This window comes from Nocardia colli (genome assembly GCF_008704205.1).
GTDB lineage: Bacteria > Actinomycetota > Actinomycetes > Mycobacteriales > Mycobacteriaceae > Nocardia > Nocardia colli.
The window spans coordinates 870774-891542 of sequence record NZ_VXLC01000004.1 but is presented as its reverse complement, the minus strand read 5'-3'; the positions used below and the strand labels follow the sequence as shown (position 1 = coordinate 891542).

Annotated in this window: 19 protein-coding genes; 6 read left to right on the top strand and 13 right to left on the bottom strand. The window is 66.6% G+C overall.

Translation table 11 applies throughout. From position 1 onward, the window contains the following. Positions 1 to 7: 7 nt before the first annotated feature. The 3 genes from F3087_RS16210 to F3087_RS16200 are packed head-to-tail and all read left to right on the top strand — an operon-like array spanning position 8 to position 2076. A complete protein-coding gene (locus F3087_RS16210; RefSeq protein ID WP_223885095.1) occupies positions 8 to 490 on the top strand; it encodes a hypothetical protein in 483 nt (160 codons plus the stop codon). A gap of 15 nt (positions 491 to 505) precedes the next feature. Then, positions 506 to 1243 (top strand): ABC transporter ATP-binding protein, encoded by a 738-nt coding sequence (locus F3087_RS16205; RefSeq protein WP_150402706.1) that lies wholly within the window; start codon positions 506 to 508, stop codon positions 1241 to 1243. Further along, positions 1240 to 2076, top strand: coding sequence for an ABC transporter permease (locus F3087_RS16200; RefSeq protein ID WP_150402705.1), 837 nt, complete (start codon positions 1240 to 1242; stop codon positions 2074 to 2076). Before F3087_RS16205 ends, F3087_RS16200 begins: the two co-directional genes overlap by 4 nt. Positions 2077 to 2105: 29 nt before the next feature. Here the strand turns inward: F3087_RS16200 and F3087_RS16195 are convergent, their stop codons facing one another. Further along, complete coding sequence (locus F3087_RS16195; protein WP_150402704.1) at positions 2106 to 3482, bottom strand: cytochrome P450; 1377 nt, start codon at positions 3480 to 3482, stop codon at positions 2106 to 2108. A 682-nt stretch (positions 3483 to 4164) separates the two neighbouring features. Here F3087_RS16195 and F3087_RS16190 point away from each other — a divergent pair. After that, complete coding sequence (locus F3087_RS16190; protein WP_150402703.1) at positions 4165 to 4803, top strand: helix-turn-helix domain-containing protein; 639 nt, start codon at positions 4165 to 4167, stop codon at positions 4801 to 4803. A gap of 77 nt (positions 4804 to 4880) precedes the next feature. Here F3087_RS16190 and F3087_RS16185 read toward each other — a convergent pair whose 3' ends face one another. From F3087_RS16185 to F3087_RS16130, 12 genes are all read right to left on the bottom strand, one after another. Next, a complete protein-coding gene (locus F3087_RS16185) occupies positions 4881 to 6554 on the bottom strand; it encodes a PucR family transcriptional regulator (RefSeq protein WP_150402702.1) in 1674 nt (557 codons plus the stop codon). A gap of 97 nt (positions 6555 to 6651) precedes the next feature. After that, the gene (locus tag F3087_RS16180; RefSeq protein WP_191093976.1) at positions 6652 to 7092 is read right to left on the bottom strand and encodes a DUF1931 family protein; all 441 of its coding nucleotides are present in this window, start codon (positions 7090 to 7092) and stop codon (positions 6652 to 6654) included. 14 nt (positions 7093 to 7106) lie between these two features. Continuing rightward, on the bottom strand, positions 7107 to 8756 hold the full coding sequence (locus F3087_RS16175; RefSeq protein WP_150402700.1) for an FAD-dependent oxidoreductase: 1650 nt from the start codon (positions 8754 to 8756) through the stop codon (positions 7107 to 7109). Further along, positions 8756 to 9022 (bottom strand): UBP-type zinc finger domain-containing protein, encoded by a 267-nt coding sequence (locus tag F3087_RS16170; RefSeq protein ID WP_150402699.1) that lies wholly within the window; start codon positions 9020 to 9022, stop codon positions 8756 to 8758. The genes F3087_RS16175 and F3087_RS16170 overlap by 1 nt, the downstream gene beginning before the upstream one ends. After that, on the bottom strand, positions 9019 to 9471 hold the full coding sequence (locus F3087_RS16165) for a thioredoxin family protein (RefSeq protein ID WP_150402698.1): 453 nt from the start codon (positions 9469 to 9471) through the stop codon (positions 9019 to 9021). Before F3087_RS16165 ends, F3087_RS16170 begins: the two co-directional genes overlap by 4 nt. A gap of 14 nt (positions 9472 to 9485) precedes the next feature. Beyond that, the gene (gene clpB / locus F3087_RS16160) at positions 9486 to 12116 is read right to left on the bottom strand and encodes an ATP-dependent chaperone ClpB (RefSeq protein ID WP_150402697.1); all 2631 of its coding nucleotides are present in this window, start codon (positions 12114 to 12116) and stop codon (positions 9486 to 9488) included. Next, complete coding sequence (locus F3087_RS16155; RefSeq protein ID WP_150402696.1) at positions 12098 to 12415, bottom strand: chaperone modulator CbpM; 318 nt, start codon at positions 12413 to 12415, stop codon at positions 12098 to 12100. Before F3087_RS16155 ends, clpB begins: the two co-directional genes overlap by 19 nt. Next, a complete protein-coding gene (locus F3087_RS16150; RefSeq protein WP_150402695.1) occupies positions 12412 to 13332 on the bottom strand; it encodes a DnaJ C-terminal domain-containing protein in 921 nt (306 codons plus the stop codon). The genes F3087_RS16155 and F3087_RS16150 overlap by 4 nt, the downstream gene beginning before the upstream one ends. 6 nt (positions 13333 to 13338) lie before the next feature. Further along, a complete protein-coding gene (locus tag F3087_RS16145) occupies positions 13339 to 13836 on the bottom strand; it encodes a nucleotide exchange factor GrpE (RefSeq protein ID WP_150402694.1) in 498 nt (165 codons plus the stop codon). 12 nt (positions 13837 to 13848) lie between these two features. Further along, on the bottom strand, positions 13849 to 15741 hold the full coding sequence (gene dnaK, locus F3087_RS16140) for a molecular chaperone DnaK (RefSeq protein ID WP_150402693.1): 1893 nt from the start codon (positions 15739 to 15741) through the stop codon (positions 13849 to 13851). 150 nt (positions 15742 to 15891) lie between these two features. Further along, positions 15892 to 16986 carry a hypothetical protein gene (locus tag F3087_RS16135; RefSeq protein WP_150402692.1) on the bottom strand — a complete coding sequence of 365 codons (1095 nt, stop codon included), beginning with the start codon at positions 16984 to 16986 and terminating at the stop codon, positions 15892 to 15894. Between the two features lie 73 nt (positions 16987 to 17059). Further along, positions 17060 to 18559: an alpha/beta hydrolase gene (locus F3087_RS16130; RefSeq protein ID WP_191093975.1), complete on the bottom strand. Its 1500-nt coding sequence runs from the start codon at positions 18557 to 18559 to the stop codon at positions 17060 to 17062. A 229-nt stretch (positions 18560 to 18788) separates the two neighbouring features. Here F3087_RS16130 and F3087_RS16125 point away from each other — a divergent pair, with 229 nt between their 5' ends. Continuing rightward, entirely contained in the window at positions 18789 to 19973 is a 1185-nt protein-coding gene (locus F3087_RS16125) for a sensor histidine kinase (protein ID WP_150402691.1), read from the top strand. Beyond that, positions 19974 to 20651 (top strand): response regulator, encoded by a 678-nt coding sequence (locus F3087_RS16120; RefSeq protein ID WP_150402690.1) that lies wholly within the window; start codon positions 19974 to 19976, stop codon positions 20649 to 20651. It abuts the gene before it with no gap. The last annotated feature ends 118 nt before the right edge of the window (positions 20652 to 20769 follow it).

The following is a 20769-nucleotide window of genomic DNA, read 5'->3' as shown; positions in this document are numbered from 1 at the left end:
ATGAAAGATGAAGACCCTCAAAATTGTCGCCGGTAGCGTGTCGACGATCGTAGCGGTCGCTGTGGTCACGACTGGCGCCTCAGTTGTCAATGCCCCTGTCGCCGCCGCCGCTCCCGGTTTGCTCCCCATTACCAGCGAAGTCCCCACCCTGGACGAACTCAACGCTCAGGTCGATTTCCTGATCGAAGAGCCCGGCTCCGACGAGGCCAAGGCTGCCCAGATGGAAGGCGGCATGCGCGCGGTCGTGGTTGCCCGCACCCTCTACAACCTCGGCTGGTACCGAGCTCCGCTCGGGTCGAATGACATCACCGGTCCCGAAACCCACAACGGCAACGTGCACACCGCGAAGCTGGTCAGCAAGTCCGTGGGAAAACCGACCTTGCAGGCGACTGTGGTCTGGAAGCGTATCGATGGTGCCTGGAAGCTGTCCAACAGTTCCGTGTGCGAGGGCGTCAGGGCCGTGGGCCTGCCGATGGCCTGTGACTTCTGACCGGCTCCGAGCGCCGTGATAGATATTCATGACCTCACCTTGAGCTACCCGGGCGTAACCGTCCTCGAAGTCCCCGAACTGACCGTGGCTGACGGGGCACTCACCTACCTGATCGGTCTCAACGGCACCGGCAAAACCACGCTGCTGCGGTGTATCTGCGGTGTCATCGCACCTGCCGCCGGCACCGTCCGGGTCGACGGCACCCTCGTCCGGGCCCATCACACCACGCCGGCAACGCTCGGCATGCACCTCAACTACCGAGCGTTCGACCCACGCCACACCGCCCGCCGGCACCTCCGCTGGCTCGCCCGTGCCCGTGGCGTGCCCACCGGTCGAGTCGGCGACGTCCTCGAGATCGTCGACCTCGTCCGGGTCGCCGATCGCAGGCTGGGGCACTATTCGCTCGGCATGCTGCAACGTGTCGGCATCGCCGCCGCATTGCTCTCCGACCCGCGCACCCTGCTGCTCGACGAACCGCTCAACGGCCTGGATATCGCGGGCATCCGCTGGATCCGCGAACTGCTGCGCGACCTCGCCGATGCCGGGACCTGCGTCCTGGTTGCCACGCACCTGCTCGATGAGGTCGCACGCAACGCCGACCACGTCGTCATCCTCGGAAACCAGCGCGTACTGGCGGACCAGCCGTTCGCTCAGCTCATGAACACCCTGGGTGCCGGCGAGACCACCCTCGAAGACGCCTACGTGCGGATCGCCGGCCTGCCGACTCACCGAGCATCCGGCGTTGCGCCATGAACAATCCCGGTCCGGCCACCATGATTCGCCGCGGCATCGCCGCCGAATGGACCCGCACCACCGGACGCAGCTTCCTGTGGGCCGTCGCGGTCCCCCTCACCTTCGCGCTGCCGCTGGTCGTCACCTTCGGAATCGCCGCCGTCGCAGAACGACTCGCCACCCTCCCCGGACAGAGTTTCGTAGCCCCGGTCTCCACCACGAACTCCGTGTACTGGGTGATGACCTTTTCCGTGTCCATCATGATGGTCACCGCCGCCTACGCCCACGCAGCCCAATGGCGGGGTCAGACAAGCGATCTCAATGCCTTCCTGTTTCCCCGGACCTGGACGGTCGCGCTCGCCCGGTGGTTCTACTACGGCATCATCGCGGCAATCTCGACGGTTGTGCTGCTCGTCGTCGTCATGGTCACGTTGCCCCACCAGTTCCCGCAGCTCTATGGAGATGTAGACATCACCGACTCGGCCGGCATCCGGTTCCTCTGGACCGTCCCGATTTACGCGTTCGCCGCATGCGGAGTGGGTATCGCGGCCGGGTCACTGATTCGCACCCCGTCCGCCGCCGTCGCAGCCCTGCTGTTCTGGGTCTATGTGGCCGAGAACTCGCTCAATCTGCTGCCCCATGGGTTCACGCTGCAGGCCTACGCGCCGTTCCTCAATGCCGTCGCCGCAACCGGGCAGCAGGTTGCTTTCCTCCCGCGCTTCGGCCGCAACGGATCTCTGCTCTACTTCATTCTCGTCGCCGCGGCGCTCTTCATCATCACCGCCGTCGTACCCGTCCTCGTACGCCGGTTGTCCGGACGCCGCAAAACGCTCACCGAATCAGGCACAACCTGAGCCGAACTCCGCGACTTGCGGCCGCGCGATCATCCGGCGACTGGACGGACCTCGAGCGGAAGTCGCCTCGGCCCAGGAATCGGGCCCATGGCCTGCGCGATCTTCTTGGTCGCGACCGGGTGGAACTCCCATTTCGACAGCAGACTGAGCAGAGTCGTTTGCAGGACTATCCACGCCACGTTGTTGCCGATACACATCTGGCTGCCCATGCTGAACGGAACGAAGGTCCGGCATTTCGACCCGGCGGGCGACCACCGATCGGGGTCGAAGGTGTCGGGCTCGGCGAAAAGGTTCGGGTTGCGGTGAACGGCGGCAAGGCTGTAGCCGATATCTATCCCAGCGGGGAAGGTGAAACCGCCGAGTTCGACCGTCGTGACGGTGCGGCGGGTCTGCAGTAGCGGCGAATGGAGCCGGGTGACCTCGTTCAGGAACCGGTTCAGGTAGTCAAGTTTGTCGAGGCTCCGAGGACTGGGATCTTCGACCGTGGACAGCTCTTTCCGCAGTTGCGCGGCCACCTCCGGGCGCTGCGCCAACTCGTGCAGAGTCCAGGTCAGCATGGCGGTCGAGGCGTCGATCCCGCCGAAGAGGATGGTCACTGCCTGCTCTGCCAGGAACTTGTCGCTGCGGGGTTCGTCACCGAACGAATTCAGCAGGAGGTCGATCAGGTCGTTGCGGCGTTCACCGCTCGCCCGGCGTGCGACGAGCAACTTCTGGCAGAACTCCCGAAGCTGCGTGCCTGACGACAGGAAATTGCGGTTCACCGCCAACGGCAGTTTCGCCAACCACTTCGGCAGCACACTGCCCACTATCGCGCCCGCCGCGATGTCCTCGATGAGCCCGACGATGAGTTTCAACTCGTCGTCGTCTGGCTCATGGGAGAACATGGAGCCGAGCAGGTCGGTGATCACCAATCCCAGCAGCGCGGAACGGACCTCGACAATCTGGCCGGGCTGCCACGAACTCGCCAATACCTCCGCGTTACGCTTTATCGCGTGCGCGTAGTTTTCCAGCAATGTCCGATGGAATGCTGGTTGCAGCAGCCGGCGAAGATCCCGGTGTTGCTGACCATCCGCGACGATGAACGAATCACCGAATATGAGGCGAATTCGTTCGAACAGAAGCCCGCGCTCGAACTCGTCGGAGTTTTCCAGCAAAACCTTGTGCAGTAATTCGAAATCGGTGATGACATAGACAACGCGACTGCCGATATCGACCCGCGCTATTTTCCCGACATCGACCAGATCGACCATGAACTGAACCGGATCGCGCCGCAATCGCCAACCGTGGCCGAGAATCGGCAAATGCCCGGGCCCGCACGGGACGTCCCGGAAATCCACTGCGGGTTGCCTTTCCGTCGGCCGGTTCGAGGCCAGCGGCTTCTGGTGATCGGACGCCATCTCAGACATGAGCGATCCCACTCCTTCCCTGCTGCCCGCCGGCGTGATCGCCGGCCAACCGGTCCAGGCCGGCGACGGCACGACGCTGAGTGCCCCGCCTGCGCGAAGCGGTCTTTACGAGCAGGTCAGTCAAAGCCAACTCCCGGATCAGCGGTCGAGCAACGATCTCCGCACAACTGTCGGCACATTCGCCTCGGTCGCAGACCTCCCCGATCGTCCACAGAGGAACACCTGGGTGAATAGGTGTCCACCGAGCGGGATCGCTGAGGCCTGTTGCCCGTCAACACGTTACATTAGTCGGGATGGCATCCCGGCCCCGGCTCTTCCGCCGAATCCCCACGGGCCGAGCGCTATTCACAATCGACCCCACGTCTTCTGCAACGGCGTCCCGGTGTCGCCAGCGGCGACGTCGAAACCACCATCCTCATCTGCGCACCGAATTATGCGGATCGGCTTGACTATTGGACGCGTCATGTTCGTTCGAACCACGGTGAATACCGGATGGATTTCCGCGAAATTCTGCGATCGCGCAAGGGAGATCCGCTCGCCGACTACCACGTGGCCGAACGGATCACCGCGGCATCCCGACACGCAACACTGGTGTACGGACTCAGCACTGCGAGTCGTCGCCGCGGCAGGAAAGCCCCCAATTCTGGTCGAGTGTCCGGTCATCGAGTGAAATGACCGACCGATGGGTCACAGCGCGACTCCCGCCGTTTACGAGATCCGGTCCACCGTCGATGTGTCGGCCCGGGACGCATTCGAGCAGTGGGAAGGCGCGGCGGCCGTCGTTGGCCAATTCTTTCGCGGTGTTGCCCCACTGCAGACTCTGTCCAAGCAGACGGTCTTGGCCTTCATTCGCCGCAACTACACGAATCCCGAGCTGACCGCCGAGCAGATCGCGCGTGCCTGCATGGTGTCGCCGCGCAGCCTGTACCGGTTGTTCGAGGACACCGAGCACGGAATAGGCGCCCGACTGATGCGGATGCGGCTCGACCACGCACGGAAGTTGCTCCGTACCCACCCCTTCCGGTCGCTGGCATCGGTGGCGGCCGCGTCGGGATTCGCCTCCGAGACCCACACCGAGGGCGCGGCGATAGTTCCGCGGTCGACGTTCTTCCACAGCGTGGTCACGCTGGTGCGGTGCATGCGCAGCATGGCGGCGGTGTCGACGAAGCGCACGCATCGAGGTCTCGGGAAAGGGTTGCGCTCCAGATGTTTCCAGTGCTCGGCACACGGCAGCGTCCAGCAGGGCCAGCGGCCGACCGTGACGTCGGGCGAGGGCACTCACACCGGGCCCAGCTGCCGCCAGCGCAGCAGCGCGTCGTAATCGGTATCGGTGACCGCGGCCAGGCTGCGCGCACCGATGTACGCTCGGCCTCGCCGCATGGGCCGAAGGCCGCGGCGTCAGGGATCCGGGACGACAGCGAGGAATTGCCACGCGCGCGTTGCCGCTTGGAGATTGAATCGGACATTCATATCGCGCAAATCGAAGCCCGTGAGTTCGCGGATGCGGCCGAGACGATAGCGCAGAGTGCTGCGATGGATGTGCAACACGGCGGCGGAATCGTCGTAATTGCCGCCGCATTCGAGATACTGGGCCAGGGTGTACACGAGGTCGGAGTGCCGGTTGTCGTCGTAATCCAGGAGGGCGCCCAGCCATTCGCGCACGAAGTCCTCGACCTGCCCCTGGGTGTGGGCCGCGTCGACCAGACGATAGAAACCGAGTTCGTCGAATGCCGTCGCGCCGTCCGGGACACGCGACCGTTGCCGGATGTGAACCGCGCGGCGCGCATCGGCGAAGGATCGCGCGAAATCGCTCGGCTGCTCGCACCGGCCGCTGATGCCGATGGTTATCGGCGTCGTGTCGACGCCCTCGCGCAGCGCGTGATGGAAGGCGGCCGGATCCGGTCTGCGGTCGGTGATCAACACGATCATGCCGCTGTAACGCCCTTGGATGGCGTGCAGACTCGCGGCCGACGCGGCGCGGCTCGCCGTCTCGGCGATCGCCTCGAGGTGGCTCGCGCTGTGCACGAGAACGACGTAGTGCGCTCCGCGCAGATCGTGGCCCAATGCGTCGGCGCGGGCATAGGCGCTGTCGTTGTCGGTGCCGGAGGCAAGATCGTCGACCAGATCGCGACGTAACCGCAACTCGACCTCGGCGAGATTGCGTTGGTGTGCGAGTTCGAGGGCGAGCATGGTACTGCCGTACATCAGCGCGAACAGCTGAGCGTCGGCCACCTGGTCGTCGGGATCGATCAGCGCGAGTGTGCCGAGGATCTCGGCCCGCGGCTTCACCAACATGATCACCCGATCGTGGACCCGCAGCGGCGCATTATGCGTTGCGAGCCGACGCAGCAGTCGATCACGTTGCTCCGGTGCGGTTTTCGGATAGCGTTCCGGTCGGCCGGGTCCCGACCAGGCCCGCAGATTGCCGAAGAGGTCCTCGACCACGACCGGCAAATCGGTCAGCTGGGCGATGGCATCGGCGATACCCTGTTCGCCCTGTCCGTAGGCGGCGGCTCCGGAGAGCACCTCGAGTGCCCGCGCCTGCCGTTCGAGACGCAGCACAGTGGCGGCCAAATGCTCGTTGATCTCGGTCAGTTCGGTCGCATGCAGGCCGGCGCGCTCGTGGGTGGCCGCATTGGCCAACGCCGCACCGGTGACCTGCGCCAGCACTTCCAGCAGGAATATCTCCTCGGGTCGCGGCGCGCGATCGGAGCCGACAATCAGTGAACCGACGACTCCGGACCAACTCCCGAGGACAAACGCCCAACCCCATTTCTCGTCGGCCACACTCACACTGCCCGCACCGTCCTGCGCGCTGACCTGCGCGTCCAGGCCTGGCTGTGCGGGCCGCTCCTGCGGATCCCGCCGGAATTCGCCGTCCACCCGACGGTAGCTCGCCAGCGTGCGACACGAGCCGAGGGACGGGACAGCGGCACCGGCCATGCGCAGTATTTCGACGACTTGGTGCTCGCCCGACAGCGCCGCGGACAACGCGCACAGCCCGCGCAGCGACACCAGCTGAGCATCTGCCGATCCGTCGACGACGGGAAAACTCAGCAGTGGCTGGTTCATGGCAAAGAGGTCTGGCTTCCGAGGTCGGATGATGATCATCGAAATACCCCAACTCATCCGGCGTATGCCGATCCAGACAATATGCACCGTTAATGCATCAAAGCAGCAAATGGAATATCTCGAATACCGTCGACCATTCGGCGGTACCCGGATGCTTGGCTTTCGGGGCGATCGCGACGAACGTCTGCGCGAGCGCCACACTCAGGCCGCCGGCGATCAGCGGCAGCCTGCGCTCGGTCTCCTCCGCGAGCGCCACGTCCAACGGCGGATGAGCGACGAGTTGGTCGAGCAGCGGTTGCAGCTCGATCTCCTCGTCCAGCTTCTCGAACCGATGGATGCTCTGCTGCAGGCCTGCGGTGATCGGCAGATCCCACGGTTCGATCACATCGCGCGCGTTCGCCTTCGCCGACGCCTTGGCGACGAGGAACAGGTCGTAGATCTTCTCGTCGATGAACTCGTTATAGCGCTCGATGTCATTGTGGTGCACCTGCAGCCCGGCCGCGGCGCGGAAAAAACGCTGAAATTTGACAACGCCCATTATCGGCATTCAGATCAGCCCCTCTCGAAGTATTCGTGAATGTGGCGCACCGCCATTGCGCCTTCACCGACGGCGGACGCGACCCGTTTGACCGAGCCGCTACGGACATCGCCCACCGCGAAGACGCCGGGCCTGCTTGTCTCGAGTGGCAGCGGCCGACGGCCCGGATCGTGCTGGTCCTCGGCCGGATATACCGCGTCCAGCCCGGTGCGGACGAAGCCGTGCGCGTCCAGCGCGACAGAATCCGCCAACCACTGGGTGCACGGCGTCGCGCCGATGAAAACGAACAGTGCCCGCACCGGGAGCGTCTCTCGCTGCGCGGTGTGATTGTTCTCGACCTCGATGGCATCGAGCTCGCCGACTCCGATCAACTCGCGCACCTCGGTGTTGCGATGCACCGTCACCCGCGGGTGCTGCTCGATCCGTTCGACCAGATATCGGGACATGCTCTTGCCTAGGTCGTCGCCCCGGATGAGCAGGTGCACGTGCGCGACCCGCCCGGCGAGAAACACCGTCGCCTGTCCGGCGGAATTGCCGCCGCCGACGATCGCCACCGGGTCCACGCCGCACATCGACGCCTCCTGATGGGTAGCGGCGTAATACACACTGGTGCCTTCGAAGCGCTCGATCCCGGTTACGGCGAGTCTGCGATAGCGGGCACCGGTGGCCAGGACCAGCGTGCGGCCGAGCACCGCACCGCCACCGGCCAGCCGCAGCAGATGATGTCCGTCCTCGGCCTCCAGCCCGACCACCTCCGCGGACACCAGCAATCGAGCACCGAACTTGCCGGCCTGGATGACCGCTCGCTCGGCCAGTTCGGTGCCCGAGATGCCCGCGGGAAAGCCCAGGTAGTTCTCGATGCAGGAGGAGGTGCCCGCCTGCCCGCCCGCGGCGATCGCCTCCAGCACCGAGGTGTCGAGCCCGTCCGAGGCGCCGTACACCGCGGCGGCCAGACCGGCCGGGCCGGCGCCCACCACGATGAGGTCGCACACGTCGCGCAGCGGCTCCGGCACCGGTAGGCCGACGAGTCGCGCCAATTCGGCATTCGTCGGGTTGCGCAGCACGCGCTCGCCCCGCCAGATGACGACCGGGGTGTCCTCGGCCGCGACACCGAGATCGGCGAGGAGCTGCTCGGCCCTGCTGTCGCGCTCCAGGTCGATCCAATTGTGCGGCAGACGGTTTCGCACGGCGAACTCGCGCAGCCGCCGGGTGTCGGGTGAGTAGCAGGACCCGATGATCCGGAACCCGGATACCATGCCGAGCAGTCCGCAGCGGCGGATCAGATACGCACGCAGAATGAGGTCGCTGAGCATCGGATCGTGTTCGACCAGTGCGCGTATCCGGTCGACCGGAACGGCCAGCACTTCGCCGTCTTCGATCATCTGCGCGGTGTAGAACGCGACCTGACCTTCCAGCAGACCCAGCTCGCCGAGGAATCGGCCCGGCCCGTGAATTCGCAGCACCCGTCGTTCCACCGCATCCTCGTCGACGATCGCGACGGTGCCGGACAGGATCACGAAGAACTCATCGCTGGGCGCGCCGGCCCGAACCAATATCGCACCGGCACTCACCGGCCGCCGGTCGCCGCCGACGGCGAGCGTCGCCACCTGCGGCTGCGACAATCGCGGAAACGCGCCCACGTCATCGGGGGTTTCGACGCTCATCAGACGAAATTCTGGTGGACGTAGCACCAGCGCCAATTCTCGCCGGGTTCCATCGATTCGACGATCGGGTGACCGACCCCGCCGGCGTGCGCTCGCGCGTGCCGCATCGGGGACGAGTCACAGCAGCCGACGTGCCCGCAGGTCAGGCACAGCCGCAGATGCACCCACGGCGTGCCTAGTTGAAGACACTCCTCGCAACCCTGCGGTGTCCGCGGCGTCACCGACCGGATCGCCGCGACGTGGGGATCAGTATGGATCGAAGTCATGCGCTCACGTCCTTCTCCGCTCGGTCGGACAGGTTGTGGTCCAGCCATCTGCGCAGTTCCGGCATCGGAGCGGCGCCGGCCTGCCGAGCCAGCACCGCGCCGTGGTCGAGTATCAGCAGGGTCGGCACGGCCCGGACGACGAACCGCTCGGCGGTGCGGGGTGCGGCATCGACGTCGACCTTGACCAGCTTCAGCCGGCCGGCGCGTTCAGTGGCGAGCTGTTCGAGGGCCGGGCTGACCAGCACACAGGGCCGGCACCAGGTCGCCCAGAGGTCGACCAGGACCGGCACCGAAGACTTTTCGGTCACCTCGGTGAAGTCGTCGTCACCGGCCGCGACGATCCACGGCAGCGGTGTGTGGCAGTTACCGCAGCGCGGTGTGCCCGCCGCCACGGCCGGTACCCGGTTCGTCTTCCCGCAGTTCGGGCACTTGATCGTCGTGGTTTCCATAGTCATACCTCGTTTCACGCGGCGACCGCGGGCGCGGTGTACGCGACGGCGAGCTCCGAACCGGCCACGGTGACGGTGACGGTGCCGCCCTGACCGATATCGCCGCGCACGAGCGCCCGGCCGATCTTCGTCTCCACTTCGTGCGCGATGTAGCGGCGCAGCGGCCGCGCACCGTAGACCGGATCGAATCCGTGCTCGGCGATGAGCCTGCGCGCCTCGGGGGTGATGTCGAGCGTGATCTGCCGCTCGGCCAGGCGGTGTCGGAGTTCTTCGAGTTGCAGCACGACGATGTGCTCGATCTGCGGCAGCGTCAGCGGCGTGAACAGCACGATGTCGTCCACCCGGTTGAGGAACTCGGGGCGGAAGTGCCCGCGCAGCTCGGCAAGCACCCGATCCCGTGCGTCCGGCTTGATCTCGCCGTCGGGGGTGACACCGTCGAGCAGGTGGTGGGAGCCGATATTCGAGGTCATGATGACCACGGTGTTGCGGAAATCGACGTGCCTGCCTTGCGAATCGGTGATCCGGCCGTCGTCGAGCACCTGCAACAGCGTGTTGAAGACGTCGGCGTGCGCCTTCTCGATCTCGTCGAACAACACCACCGAGTACGGCTTGCGGCGCACCGCCTCGGTGAGCTGCCCGCCCTCGTCATACCCGACGTAGCCGGGCGGCGCGCCGATCAGCCGGCTGACCGTATGCCGCTCCTGGTACTCGCTCATGTCCAGGCGCACCATATTGTCTTCGCTGTCGAAAAGTGTTGCGGCCAAGGTCTTCGCGAGTTCGGTCTTACCGACTCCGGTGGGACCGAGGAAGATGAACGACCCGATCGGCCTGCGTGGATCGCGGATGCCCGAACGGGCCCGGATCACCGCATCGGCGACGAGTTGCACCGCCTCCTCCTGCCCGATCACCCGCTCGTGCAGGATCTCATCGAGCCGTAGCAGCTTCTCCCGCTCGCCCTCCTGTAGCCGCGCTACCGGGATTCCGGTCCACGCGGCGACGATTTCGGCGATCTCGTCCTCGGTGACCACCTCGCGCAGCAGCGGCTGCTTACCCTGCTTGGTCCGCAATTGTTCCTCTGCCGCTTGCAGATTGCGTTCCAGCTCGGTGATCTCGCCGTAGCGCAACTCGGCCGCGCGGTTGAGGTCGTAGTTGCGTTCGGCCTCTTCTGCCTCATGGCGCAGTTGCTCGAGCTGTCCACGCAGTTCCTGCACCCGCCGGATCGCTTGCCGTTCGGCCTCCCACTGGGCATGGCGCGAATCGGCCTCGGCCCGTAGATCGGCGAGTTCGCGGCGGAGCTCGTCGAGCCGCGCCTTGCTTGCCGCGTCGGTTTCCTTGGACAGCGCCGCCTCTTCGATCTCCAGCCGGGTCACCCTCCTGGTCAGCTCATCGAGTTCGGCCGGCATGGAGTCGATTTCGGTGCGCAGCCGGGCACAGGCCTCGTCTACCAGGTCGATGGCCTTGTCCGGCAGGAAGCGGTCGGTGATGTAGCGATGCGACAGGGTCACCGCGGCCACCAGCGCGCCGTCCTGGATCTTCACGCCGTGGAAGACCTCGAGGCGTTCGCGCAGCCCGCGCAGGATGGACACCGCGTCCTCGACGCTGGGCTCGTCCACCAGCACCGTCTGGAATCGGCGTTCCAGTGCCGCGTCGGCTTCGATATGCTTGCGGTACTCGTCCAGGGTGGTCGCGCCGATCATGTGCAACTCACCGCGGGCGAGCATCGGCTTGAGCATGTTGCCCGCGTCGAGCGATCCTTCGCCGCCGGCCGATCCCGCGCCGACCACGGTATGCAGCTCGTCGACGAAAAGCAGGATGCGGCCCTCGGCCGCCTTCACCTCCGACAGCACCGCTTGCAGCCGCTCCTCGAATTCGCCGCGATACTTCGCGCCCGCGACGAGCGACCCCATATCGAGCGAGAAGATCGTCTTGTCACGCAGGCCTTCCGGCACATCACCACGGACGATGCGCTGAGCCAAGCCCTCCACGATCGCGGTCTTGCCGACACCGGGGTCACCGATCAATACCGGGTTGTTCTTGGTCTTCCTGCTCAAAATCTGGGTCACCCTGCGGATCTCGGCGTCTCGGCCGATGACCGGGTCCAGCTTGCCCGCGCGGGCTTCGGCCACGAGATCGCGGCCATACTTCTCCAGTGCCTCGTAAGCACCCTCCGGGGTCGCCGAGGTCACCCGCTGATTACCCCGAACCGTGGTCAGCGCCTGCAGGAACGACTCTCTGGTGATGCCCTGACCCGCGAGGATCCGGCCCGCCGCGGTGCCAGACCCCTCCTCGGCCAGCGCCATGACCAGGTGCTCCACCGAAACGTAGGAGTCCTTGAGCCGCTTGGCTTCTCGCTCGGCCGACGCCAGCAAGGCGGCCAATCGCCGGGTGACCATCACCTGGCCCGGCGCGGCGCCGGGCCCGCTCACCTTCGGCCGGCGGGCCAGCTCGCGATTCACCTCGGCGCGCAACGCGTCGAGGTCCGCGCCGGCCTGGTCGAGCAGCCGGGGCACCAGTCCGTCCGGCTGGTCGATCAGGGCGAGCAGCAGATGTTCCCCGTCGACCTCGCTGTGCCCCAATCGCGTCGCCGCGTTCTGTGCTTCGCTCAGGGCTTCCCGAGACTTCTCGGTCAACTTGCTGGTGTCCATCGGGACGTCCTCCTTCGAGGATCGGCTTCGAGTTCTTCGATTCGGTCCAGCAGATCGAGCACCAACCCGATTGCCGCGTAGTTCAATCCGAGTCCGGACCGCAAGCGCTGGATTCGGGCGACAACGGCCACCGCGGACGGTTCGAAGCGAAGATCGGTGCCTTCGCGCGCTCCGTCGAGCAGCCCGAGCGCGACCAGTCTGCGCACCAGGCTCGGATGCAGACCACAGCGCCGGGAGAACTCGTCCAGCCGCAACCCCGCTTGCCGCACGATCACGTATCGACGGGTGGGCGCGCTCATTGCTCTCTCCTCGGATCGAAGGTCGACGCGGCGGCCAACTGCTCGAACAGCTCGCGTTCACGCGCGGTCGGTTTCGCCGGGACCATGACCTTGACCTCGGCGTACAGGTTGCCGCCGGCGCCGCGGGGATTGGGCATGCCCGCGCCGCGCAAGCGCAGCTTGCGTCCGGTCGAGGAGCCCGGCACCACTTTGACTTTCGCCTCGCCGCCCGGCGTCGGGATCGCGACCGTGGCCCCCAGCACCGCCTCCCACGGGGACACGGGCAGGTCGAGGTAGATGTCGCGACCGACCAACCGGAAGCGCGGATGCTGCTTGATATGCACGACCAGGTACAGATCTCCGGCGGGCGCGTTGCCGCTACCACTGCCGCCCTGCCCGGCCAACCGGATTCGCTGGCCGTCGATGACCCCGGCCGGGATATCGACGTCGTAGCTGCGCTCGCCGAGCCGTAGCTTGCGCTTGCCGCCGCGATAGGCCTCCTCGACGGTCAGCTCCAGGACCGCCTCCTGATCGGCGCCGGGAATCGGGCCGTATCCGCCACCCCGGCCACCGAAGATATCGCCGAATATGTCACTGAAGTCGGCGTTTCCATCGAAACCGCGACCGAAGTGCACCCGGGTTCCGCCGCCGAAACCGCCGCTGCCGCCGCCGAAACCGCCGGCGGCGGCGCCGACCCGTTCGTCGTAGTCCTCCGGCACCCGCCGGAAGTCGGCGCCGAAGCGGTCGTAGCGACTCCTCGTCGACGGGTCGGACAGGACCTCGTAGGCCTCACTGACCTCCTTGAACCGATCCTCCGCCGCCGGATCGGCATTCACGTCCGGGTGATATCGCCGTGCCAGCTTGCGATACGCCTGCTGGATCTGGTCCTTGTCGGCGTCGCGGGGAACCCCGAGGACCTCGTAGTAGTCGCGCGCCATCGACGCTCACCCCTCGCGTCTGCTGACGATCACGGTCGCCGGACGCAGTTGCTGTCCGTTCTCCCCATATCCGGGGCGCAGCACCTCGACCACGGTCCCCGGCGGCAGATCGGGCCGGTCGACCACGCTGACCACCTCGTGCATATGCGGGGAGAACGGGACTCCGACCTCCGAATGTCTCGGGTAGCCAAGCTGTTCGAGGACCTGCACCGCCTGGTCCCGGATCGCGCGGACGCCCGCGACGAGAGGGTCCGCCTCCTCGTTCGCATGTGCCAGCGCCAGTTCCAAGTTGTCCAGCATCGGTAGCCAGGCGCCCGCGACCTTCCATCGTTCGGCCGCACGCTCTCGCTCGAGATCCCTGGCGTAGCGCTTGCGCAGGTTGTCCAGATCGGCGGCGGTGCGCCGCGCGCGGTCTTCCCACTCGGAAATCTGGGCTTCGGGTTGTTCGACTACCGCGTCCGGGTCTGGGGTGTCGGTGAACGACTGGTCTGCGGAGGTTTCCATCGCCGAACCTCCTCAGCTCTGGTCGAACTCGGCGTCGATCACGTCGTCGTCACCGGGCGCGCCGGCCCGCGCACCCGCGCCCGCGTAGCTGGACTGTCCGTCGCCGCCTCCGGATTGCGTGGGCTGCAACCCGTATAGCAATTGCTGCAGCTCCGAGGTGAGCGACTGCACCCGATCCAGCGGCGCTTCCGCTTTGACCGCCTGTCTGGCGTCGGTGATCAGCATCTCGGCACGTGCCCGGTCGTGCGGCGGCGCGCTGTCGCCGAGCTCGGCGAGTCGCCGCTCCACCTGGTACGCGGCCGAATCCAACGCGTTGCGGGCATCGACGGCCCGGCGCAGCTCCTCGTCTTCGCGGCGGTGCCGCTCGGCCTCGGCGAGCATCCGGTCGACTTCGCTCTGGTCCAGATTGGACTGCTCGCTGATCGTGATGCTCTGCTCTTTACCGGTGTCCTTGTCCCGTGCGGTCACATTGAGGATGCCGTTGGCGTCGATGTCGAAGATGACCTCGACCTGTGCCTGGCCGCGTGGCGCAGGCCGGATGTCCTCCAGCCGGAACCGGCCGAGCACTCGGTTGTCGGCGGCACGCTCGCGTTCGCCTTGGAGCACAACCACATCGACCGCGGGCTGGTTGTCCTCGGCGGTGGAGAACACCTCGCTGCGCCGGGCCGGGATGGTGGTGTTGCGTTCGATGATCTTCGTCATCACCCCGCCCTGGGTCTCCACGCCCAGCGACAGCGGCGTGACGTCCAGCAGCAGCACGTCGGAGACCTCACCCTTGAGCACGCCGGCCTGCACCGCCGCACCCAACGCGACCACCTCGTCGGGGTTGACGCTCATGTTCGGGTCCTTGCCACCGGTCAGCCTGCGTACCAACGCCTGTACCGCCGGAATACGGGTGGAACCGCCGACGAGGATCACCTCGTCGATGTCGTTGGCAGTGACCTTGGCATCGGACATGGCCTGTTCGACCGGGCCGAGGCAGCGCTGCACCAGATCCGCGGTCAGGTCCTCGAACTTCGAGCGCATGAGCGTGGAGGTGAGGTGCTTGGGTCCGTTCGCGTCGGCGGTGACGAAGGGCAGGTTCACCTGCGTCTGCGTCACCGAGGACAGCTCGACCTTGGCCTTCTCCGCCGCCTCGAAAAGTCGTTGCAGCGCTTGCGGATCGGCCCGCAGATCGATGTGCTCGGCGCGCTGGAACTCGTCGGCGAGAAAGTCGACGATGCGCCGGTCGAAGTCGTCGCCGCCCAGATGCGAATCACCCGCGGTGGAACGGACTTCGACTACGCCTTCACCGACGTCGAGCAGGCTGACATCGAAAGTGCCACCGCCGAGGTCGAATACGAGCACCGTCTCATGAGTCTGCTTGTCCAACCCGTACGCCAACGCGGCGGCGGTCGGCTCGTTGATGATGCGCAGGACCTCGAGTCCCGCGATCCGGCCCGCGTCCTTGGTGGCGTTGCGCTGCGCGTCGTTGAAGTAGGCGGGCACGGTGATCACCGCTTCTTTGACCCGCTCGCCCAGATACTTGCTCGCGTCATCGACCAGCTTGCGCAACACCTGCGCGCTGATCTCCTCGGGTGCGTACAGCTTGCCCCGCACATCGAATCGGGCAACGCCGCCCTCGCCTTCGACGACGTCGAAGCTCACGGCCTTGGCTTCTTCCGAGATTTCGTCGAAGTGACGCCCGATGAATCGCTTCGCCGAATAGATCGTGCCCTTCGGATTCAAGATCGCTTGTCTGCGGGCGAGCTGACCGACAAGGCGCTCACCGCTCTCGGTGAAGGCCACCACCGATGGCGTGGTGCGCGCGCCTTCGGCGTTGGCGATCACCACCGGCTCGCCGCCCTGCCAACTCGCGATGACAGAGTTCGTAGTTCCCAGGTCGATTCCTACTGCAGTGGCCATATCAATTCCCTCGGATCGGCGCGACCGGCCGGCCGCCGGATATTCGACACCGCCAATCCTTCCGATCGCGCCCGAGAGACGAAACGGCCTGTCAAGGCGAAAAAAACTCGCCGGTTCGTCCTGCCAGGACAACCTCGCGCGCCGCGCGCATCAGGCGTCGTTCGACCGACCCTGGTTTTCCTCGAGGCGCTGGCGCTGCCGGACCCCGTACGCCGCCGCCTTGACCGCGGTGTCGTCCTCGAGACCGGACCCGAGCGCCCCACCGATGGTCGCGATCGAGGCCAACAGCCAAGCGAGGGTGAGGTAATCGGAAAAGTTCACTCCGTGCCCCAGGATGCGAGACAGCAGTTCCGGGGGAAGTGTCAGGGACGCGGTGAACAGCAGCAGGCAAAACAGGGCCACGTGCAGGACACCGACGCCGGTGACCAGGGTGACTACGGTCGCGAAGTTGTACAGCACCGATCGATCACGGTCGGACGGCGAGGTCGGCCGCTCCCAGAGTTCGTGATCGAGGATCAGCCATAGAACCATCGCCGCGATCGTCAGGATCGTCGCCGCACTCATACGCCACGGACCCATCAGGTCGGCGAACATCCAGATCGTGCTGGTGGCCAACGCGACCGCACCCGTGGCGAAAGCGCCGACGAGCACCTTCGAAAGTCCGGTGACCAGCCGCCACGGCCGGTTGGCCCGCACCATCCCGGCCAGCAGGCGCAGTCGCCGCAGACCTGGCGGAGTGAAATACCGTATGCCGCCGGGGATCCGGGCAGCTGGGAACCGCCGTGCCGCGCCGGGCGGCGGGAGTTCCGGGTCGCCGAGCATATGGGTGATCGCGAGTTCGGTGACAGTGCGGACACGTCGCTCGATGTCGATGCCGCCCACACCCGGCAGGGAAACGAGGGCGAATTTGTGGTCGGCACTGACATCGGCCACCACCGGCAGGGTTTCCGCGCGACGCGGTAAATCGGTGAGGTAGACAACGAGGTCCTCGTCTTCCGCGGACGGGTCGACAGTGTCGATCACCTCGGCGAAATCCGCTTGCTCGTCGGGCAGATAGGGCTTGGGGCGCACCCGCGTCGTCCACCGGCGCTCCGGACGAGCACGGCTGCGCAGGCCGCCCGGCAGGCGTTCGGCGAGACGCTCCGCCACGGCGGCTGCCTTGCCCGGATCCGCGATCAGCAACACCGAAACCCGCTCACCAGCCGTGCCGGCCTGTCCAGTTGCCCCGTGCTCGTTCCCATCCACGGCCGGCGGCTACCCGCCCGAGCCGCCCCCAAACACCAGGCAGCGGAAGCGAACCCACGACGGCACGGCCGGGCTAGCCCGCCCGGCAGGTCATGTCGTGTTCGGGCAAGGTGCCCTTTACCAAGTAGCTGGTGACGACGTCCGACGTGCAAGGGTTGGCGCCGAGAACATAGGCTCCGTGCCCACTTCCGTCGACGGTGACCAATCGAGACCGCTGACCGAACTTTTCGTCGAGCAGCTCACCGCCGCGGAGCGGGGTAACCGGGTCGCGCTGGTTCTGCACGATCAGCACATCGGCCGGGCCGGTGTCGTCGATCCGCACCGGCGGCTCGGACGGACCGAGCTTCCAATAAGCGCAGGGCATGACGTTCGCGGCGGCCGCACCGAAGAGGGGGTAGCGTTCCCGGTCCTCGGCGACGGCACGGCGATAGGTCCCGATGTCCTCGGGCCATTCGATATCGTTGCAGGTAACGGCCAGAAAGACCGACCAGGCATTGTCGTTCGGCGAAGGCGCTCCGGTACCGGGCGCTCGGCCGCCCGCAGGGCCGGGATGCCCGGTTTCGCGGAGCGATTTCCAGCTCTCGGCCGTCGATTTGTACAACGCCGGGCGATAGAGCGTGAAGAAGGTGCCGAACCGGAAGAGGCCGCCATCCAACCCGTCCACGGGATTCGCGTCGAGTCGCTCAGCGAGGGTGAGGTACGTCCGCCGCACCTCGTCCGCTGTGCGCCCCAGACCGTAGATGTCATGGCGGGCTGCGGCCCACTCGGCGAAGTCTGGGAACGTTTCTTCCATTCCGCGGCCGTACAGACGCATCCCGTCATGGTCGAGATAGGTGTCGCCGATGTTGCTGTCGAGCACGATGCGGTCGGCCCGCTGCGGGAACATCGAGGCATAGGCGGCGCCCAGCGCGGTGCCGTAGGAGTAACCGAGGAAACTGGCTTTGCGCTCACCTAGCGCCGCCCGGATCTGGTCCAGGTCACGGGCCATATTCGCCGTCGAGACATACCGCAACCGGCCCTCGTGGTCGTTGGCCGCGCACTGGTCGGCGACCCCCTTGGCGACCGTGGCCCGCTCGGTGACCGCCGCATCGTTCACCGCGTACGGCGAGATATTGCCGAAGTACGTCTGATCGTCGGTGAAACCGCAGCTCACCGGTGTCGAATGCCCGACCCCGCGGGTATCGATACCGATCACGTCATAGCTGTCCAGCACCTCGGCGGGCAGCCCGTGCGCGGCCAGGAATGTTGGCTGGTCCAGCCCTGGACCACCAGGCCCACCGGGGTTGAGCATCAACACTCCGCGACGCTTGCCCGGATTCTTACTCGCCAGCCGGGAGATCATGATCTCGATCTGCGCACCCTCCGGCTCGCTGTAATTCAAGGGCACCGGCACGGTGGCGCAGTGCAACTGGGAGGGCCCGGCCGCGGGATCTTCCACCCCCTCCGGACAGGCTCCCCACGACACGTGCGCCGCCGGACCATCGTCCGACTGTGCGGCCACGACCAGCGCCCCGACCAGCGCTCCGGTGAGACCGAGCACGGCCAGCAGGATCAGGCTCCGTTGTCCATTCATACGTTGCTACTCTCCGACGAAATGGCGCCGGCCACGAGCAAGCCGTCCGCAGGGCTTCGTGGGTCCGGCTGGTACCTGAACGAGTCTGTCGAGCTCATGCCGCCGGCACATCGCTCCGGCGGCGGCGATCGTGTCCGACGAAAGTCGAAGCGGCGATTAGACCCGGGTCGAGCACGCCTCAGCCGCTGGGCTGCTGCTTGCGGCCGGTCGATGCCGCGATAATGACCGGGTGGACACCGACAGCGCCGCCCCGCTCGGGGTATGGCAGCAGAGCTGGCGGCTGGCGGCGGCCGCTGTACTCGGCATCGCGTTCTGGTTCTCCCTCGCCACGGCACTGCCGGTGGGCTGCGCGGCCGATACGTGTTCGTGGTTCGTCTCCGGTGATCCGCTGATCGCACTCGGCTGCCTGACGGTGCTGCTGTGGCGGCGGCGGTTCCCGTTCCTCGTCGCTCTGGCGGTCGTGATCGCTGCGGCCGCATCGGCGCTCGCCACCGGTGCCGCGCTGCTGGCACTGTGTTCGCTGTCCACTCGCCGCCGTCCGGTCGAGATCGCGGTGGTCGTCCTGGCCTACGTGACTGCGGCGCAGTTCAGCGATGACCTCTACCCGATCACCACGCTGCCCGCTCCGGCCTGGCTGCAACTCGCGCCGCTGGTAACGAGCGCGGGAATCGCGGTGGCAACCGGTGTGGCCATCGACGCCCGTCGCGCCGAACTGCGATCGCTGCGGGACCGCGCCGACAGCGCGGAACGCGAACAGGCTGCCCGGGCCGCGCAGGCACAGGCCACCGAACGCAACCGGATCGCCCGCGAAATGCACGATGTGCTCGCGCACCGGATCTCGCTGGTCGCCATGCAAGCCGGCGTCCTGGACCACCGCGAGGATCTCTCGATCGTGGACAAGCGCACACTGATCCGCGGGATCGCCGACGGCTCCCGTCAAGCGCTGGAAGAACTCCGCGACGTCCTCGGCGTCCTCCGCGCCGATCCCGACCATCCCGAACCACCGCAACCCACTTTGGACCGGATCTCGGATCTGGTGGCCGAGGCGCGGTCGGCGGGCCTGGACGTCACGCTCGCCACCACGGTGACCGCTACTCCGCCCGAGACCCTTGGACGCACCGGTTATCGGGTAGTTCAGGAAGGGCTGACCAATGCCGCGAAACACGCCCCGGCTGCGGCGGTGCACATCACCGTAGACGGGACGCCCGGCAGGGAACTGCACGTCAGCGTCCGTAACTCGGCGGCCGCCACCGCCGTTACCCGGCCGCCGGCCTCGGGCTTCGGGCTGCTCGGCCTCGCCGAACGAATCACGCTCGCCGGCGGAACGCTCGACCATCGTCGGACGGAAGACAACGGCTACATTCTCGCCGCGCAACTTCCCTGGCCGGGACACGACCGCGAGGAAAGAGCTTGAGTGCACACTGAACAGGACTTGGTGCGCGTGGTCATCGTCGACGACGACCAGCTGGTGCGGATGGCGCTGCGACTCGTCATCGACGGCGAGCCGGATCTGACCGTCGTCGGGGAAGCCGCAGACGGGGACACCGCGATTCAGGTAGTGGACCAACAGCGGCCGGACGTAGTGCTGATGGATGTGCGGATGCCCGGCCGCGACGGCGTCGACACCGCCCGGCACCTGCGCAGCGCACCGGACGCGCCGGCGGTACTCATGCTGACCACCTTCGACTCCGACGAGCTGGTACTCGCTGCCCTGCGGGCCGGGGCGCTCGGCTTCGTGCTCAAGGACACCCCGCCCGCTCGGATCGCCGACGCGGTGCGCACGGTCGCGGCCGGCCACCCCGTGCTGTCTCCGACGGTGACAGCCCGGGTGATCGCCGCGGCGACCGGGCCGGGTTCCGCCGAATCCCGCAGCGACTCCCGCGACGCCGCGCGACAACGCTTGGCTGCCCTGTCCGAACGGGAGCTCGATACCGCGCGGGCGATTGCGGACGGGCTGGGCAACCCGGAGATCGCGGCCCGGTTGCAGGTCACCGTCGCCACCGTCAAGGCGCACACCGGCAATCTGTTCACCAAGCTGGGTGTCGCCAATCGAGTACAGATCGCGCTAGTGGTCCGCGACGCAGAACAATGACTCCGGTGCAGCGCCGAGCGACGACTGCGTCCCGACCAGCGGTACGCGGTGCGGCGAGCGGGTGGCATTCGCGACCTCCCGACCGACCGAGTTCGTGCCGCGCCGACGTCGGCAACTG

Excerpts from the sequence above, each read along its gene's own strand:
- F3087_RS16210 (WP_223885095.1), top strand. The coding sequence starts at position 8 with ATGAAGACCCTCAAAATTGTCGCCGGTAGCGTGTCGACGATCGTAGCG.
- F3087_RS16200 (WP_150402705.1), top strand. The coding sequence starts at position 1,240 with ATGAACAATCCCGGTCCGGCCACCATGATTCGCCGCGGCATCGCCGCC.
- F3087_RS16195 (WP_150402704.1), bottom strand. The coding sequence starts at position 3,482 with ATGTCTGAGATGGCGTCCGATCACCAGAAGCCGCTGGCCTCGAACCGG.
- F3087_RS16190 (WP_150402703.1), top strand. The coding sequence starts at position 4,165 with ATGGGTCACAGCGCGACTCCCGCCGTTTACGAGATCCGGTCCACCGTC.
- F3087_RS16185 (WP_150402702.1), bottom strand. The coding sequence starts at position 6,554 with ATGAACCAGCCACTGCTGAGTTTTCCCGTCGTCGACGGATCGGCAGAT.
- F3087_RS16180 (WP_191093976.1), bottom strand. The coding sequence starts at position 7,092 with ATGGGCGTTGTCAAATTTCAGCGTTTTTTCCGCGCCGCGGCCGGGCTG.
- F3087_RS16175 (WP_150402700.1), bottom strand. The coding sequence starts at position 8,756 with ATGAGCGTCGAAACCCCCGATGACGTGGGCGCGTTTCCGCGATTGTCG.
- F3087_RS16170 (WP_150402699.1), bottom strand. The coding sequence starts at position 9,022 with ATGACTTCGATCCATACTGATCCCCACGTCGCGGCGATCCGGTCGGTG.
- F3087_RS16165 (WP_150402698.1), bottom strand. The coding sequence starts at position 9,471 with ATGGAAACCACGACGATCAAGTGCCCGAACTGCGGGAAGACGAACCGG.
- clpB (WP_150402697.1), bottom strand. The coding sequence starts at position 12,116 with ATGGACACCAGCAAGTTGACCGAGAAGTCTCGGGAAGCCCTGAGCGAA.
- F3087_RS16155 (WP_150402696.1), bottom strand. The coding sequence starts at position 12,415 with ATGAGCGCGCCCACCCGTCGATACGTGATCGTGCGGCAAGCGGGGTTG.
- F3087_RS16150 (WP_150402695.1), bottom strand. The coding sequence starts at position 13,332 with ATGGCGCGCGACTACTACGAGGTCCTCGGGGTTCCCCGCGACGCCGAC.
- F3087_RS16145 (WP_150402694.1), bottom strand. The coding sequence starts at position 13,836 with ATGGAAACCTCCGCAGACCAGTCGTTCACCGACACCCCAGACCCGGAC.
- dnaK (WP_150402693.1), bottom strand. The coding sequence starts at position 15,741 with ATGGCCACTGCAGTAGGAATCGACCTGGGAACTACGAACTCTGTCATC.
- F3087_RS16130 (WP_191093975.1), bottom strand. The coding sequence starts at position 18,559 with ATGAATGGACAACGGAGCCTGATCCTGCTGGCCGTGCTCGGTCTCACC.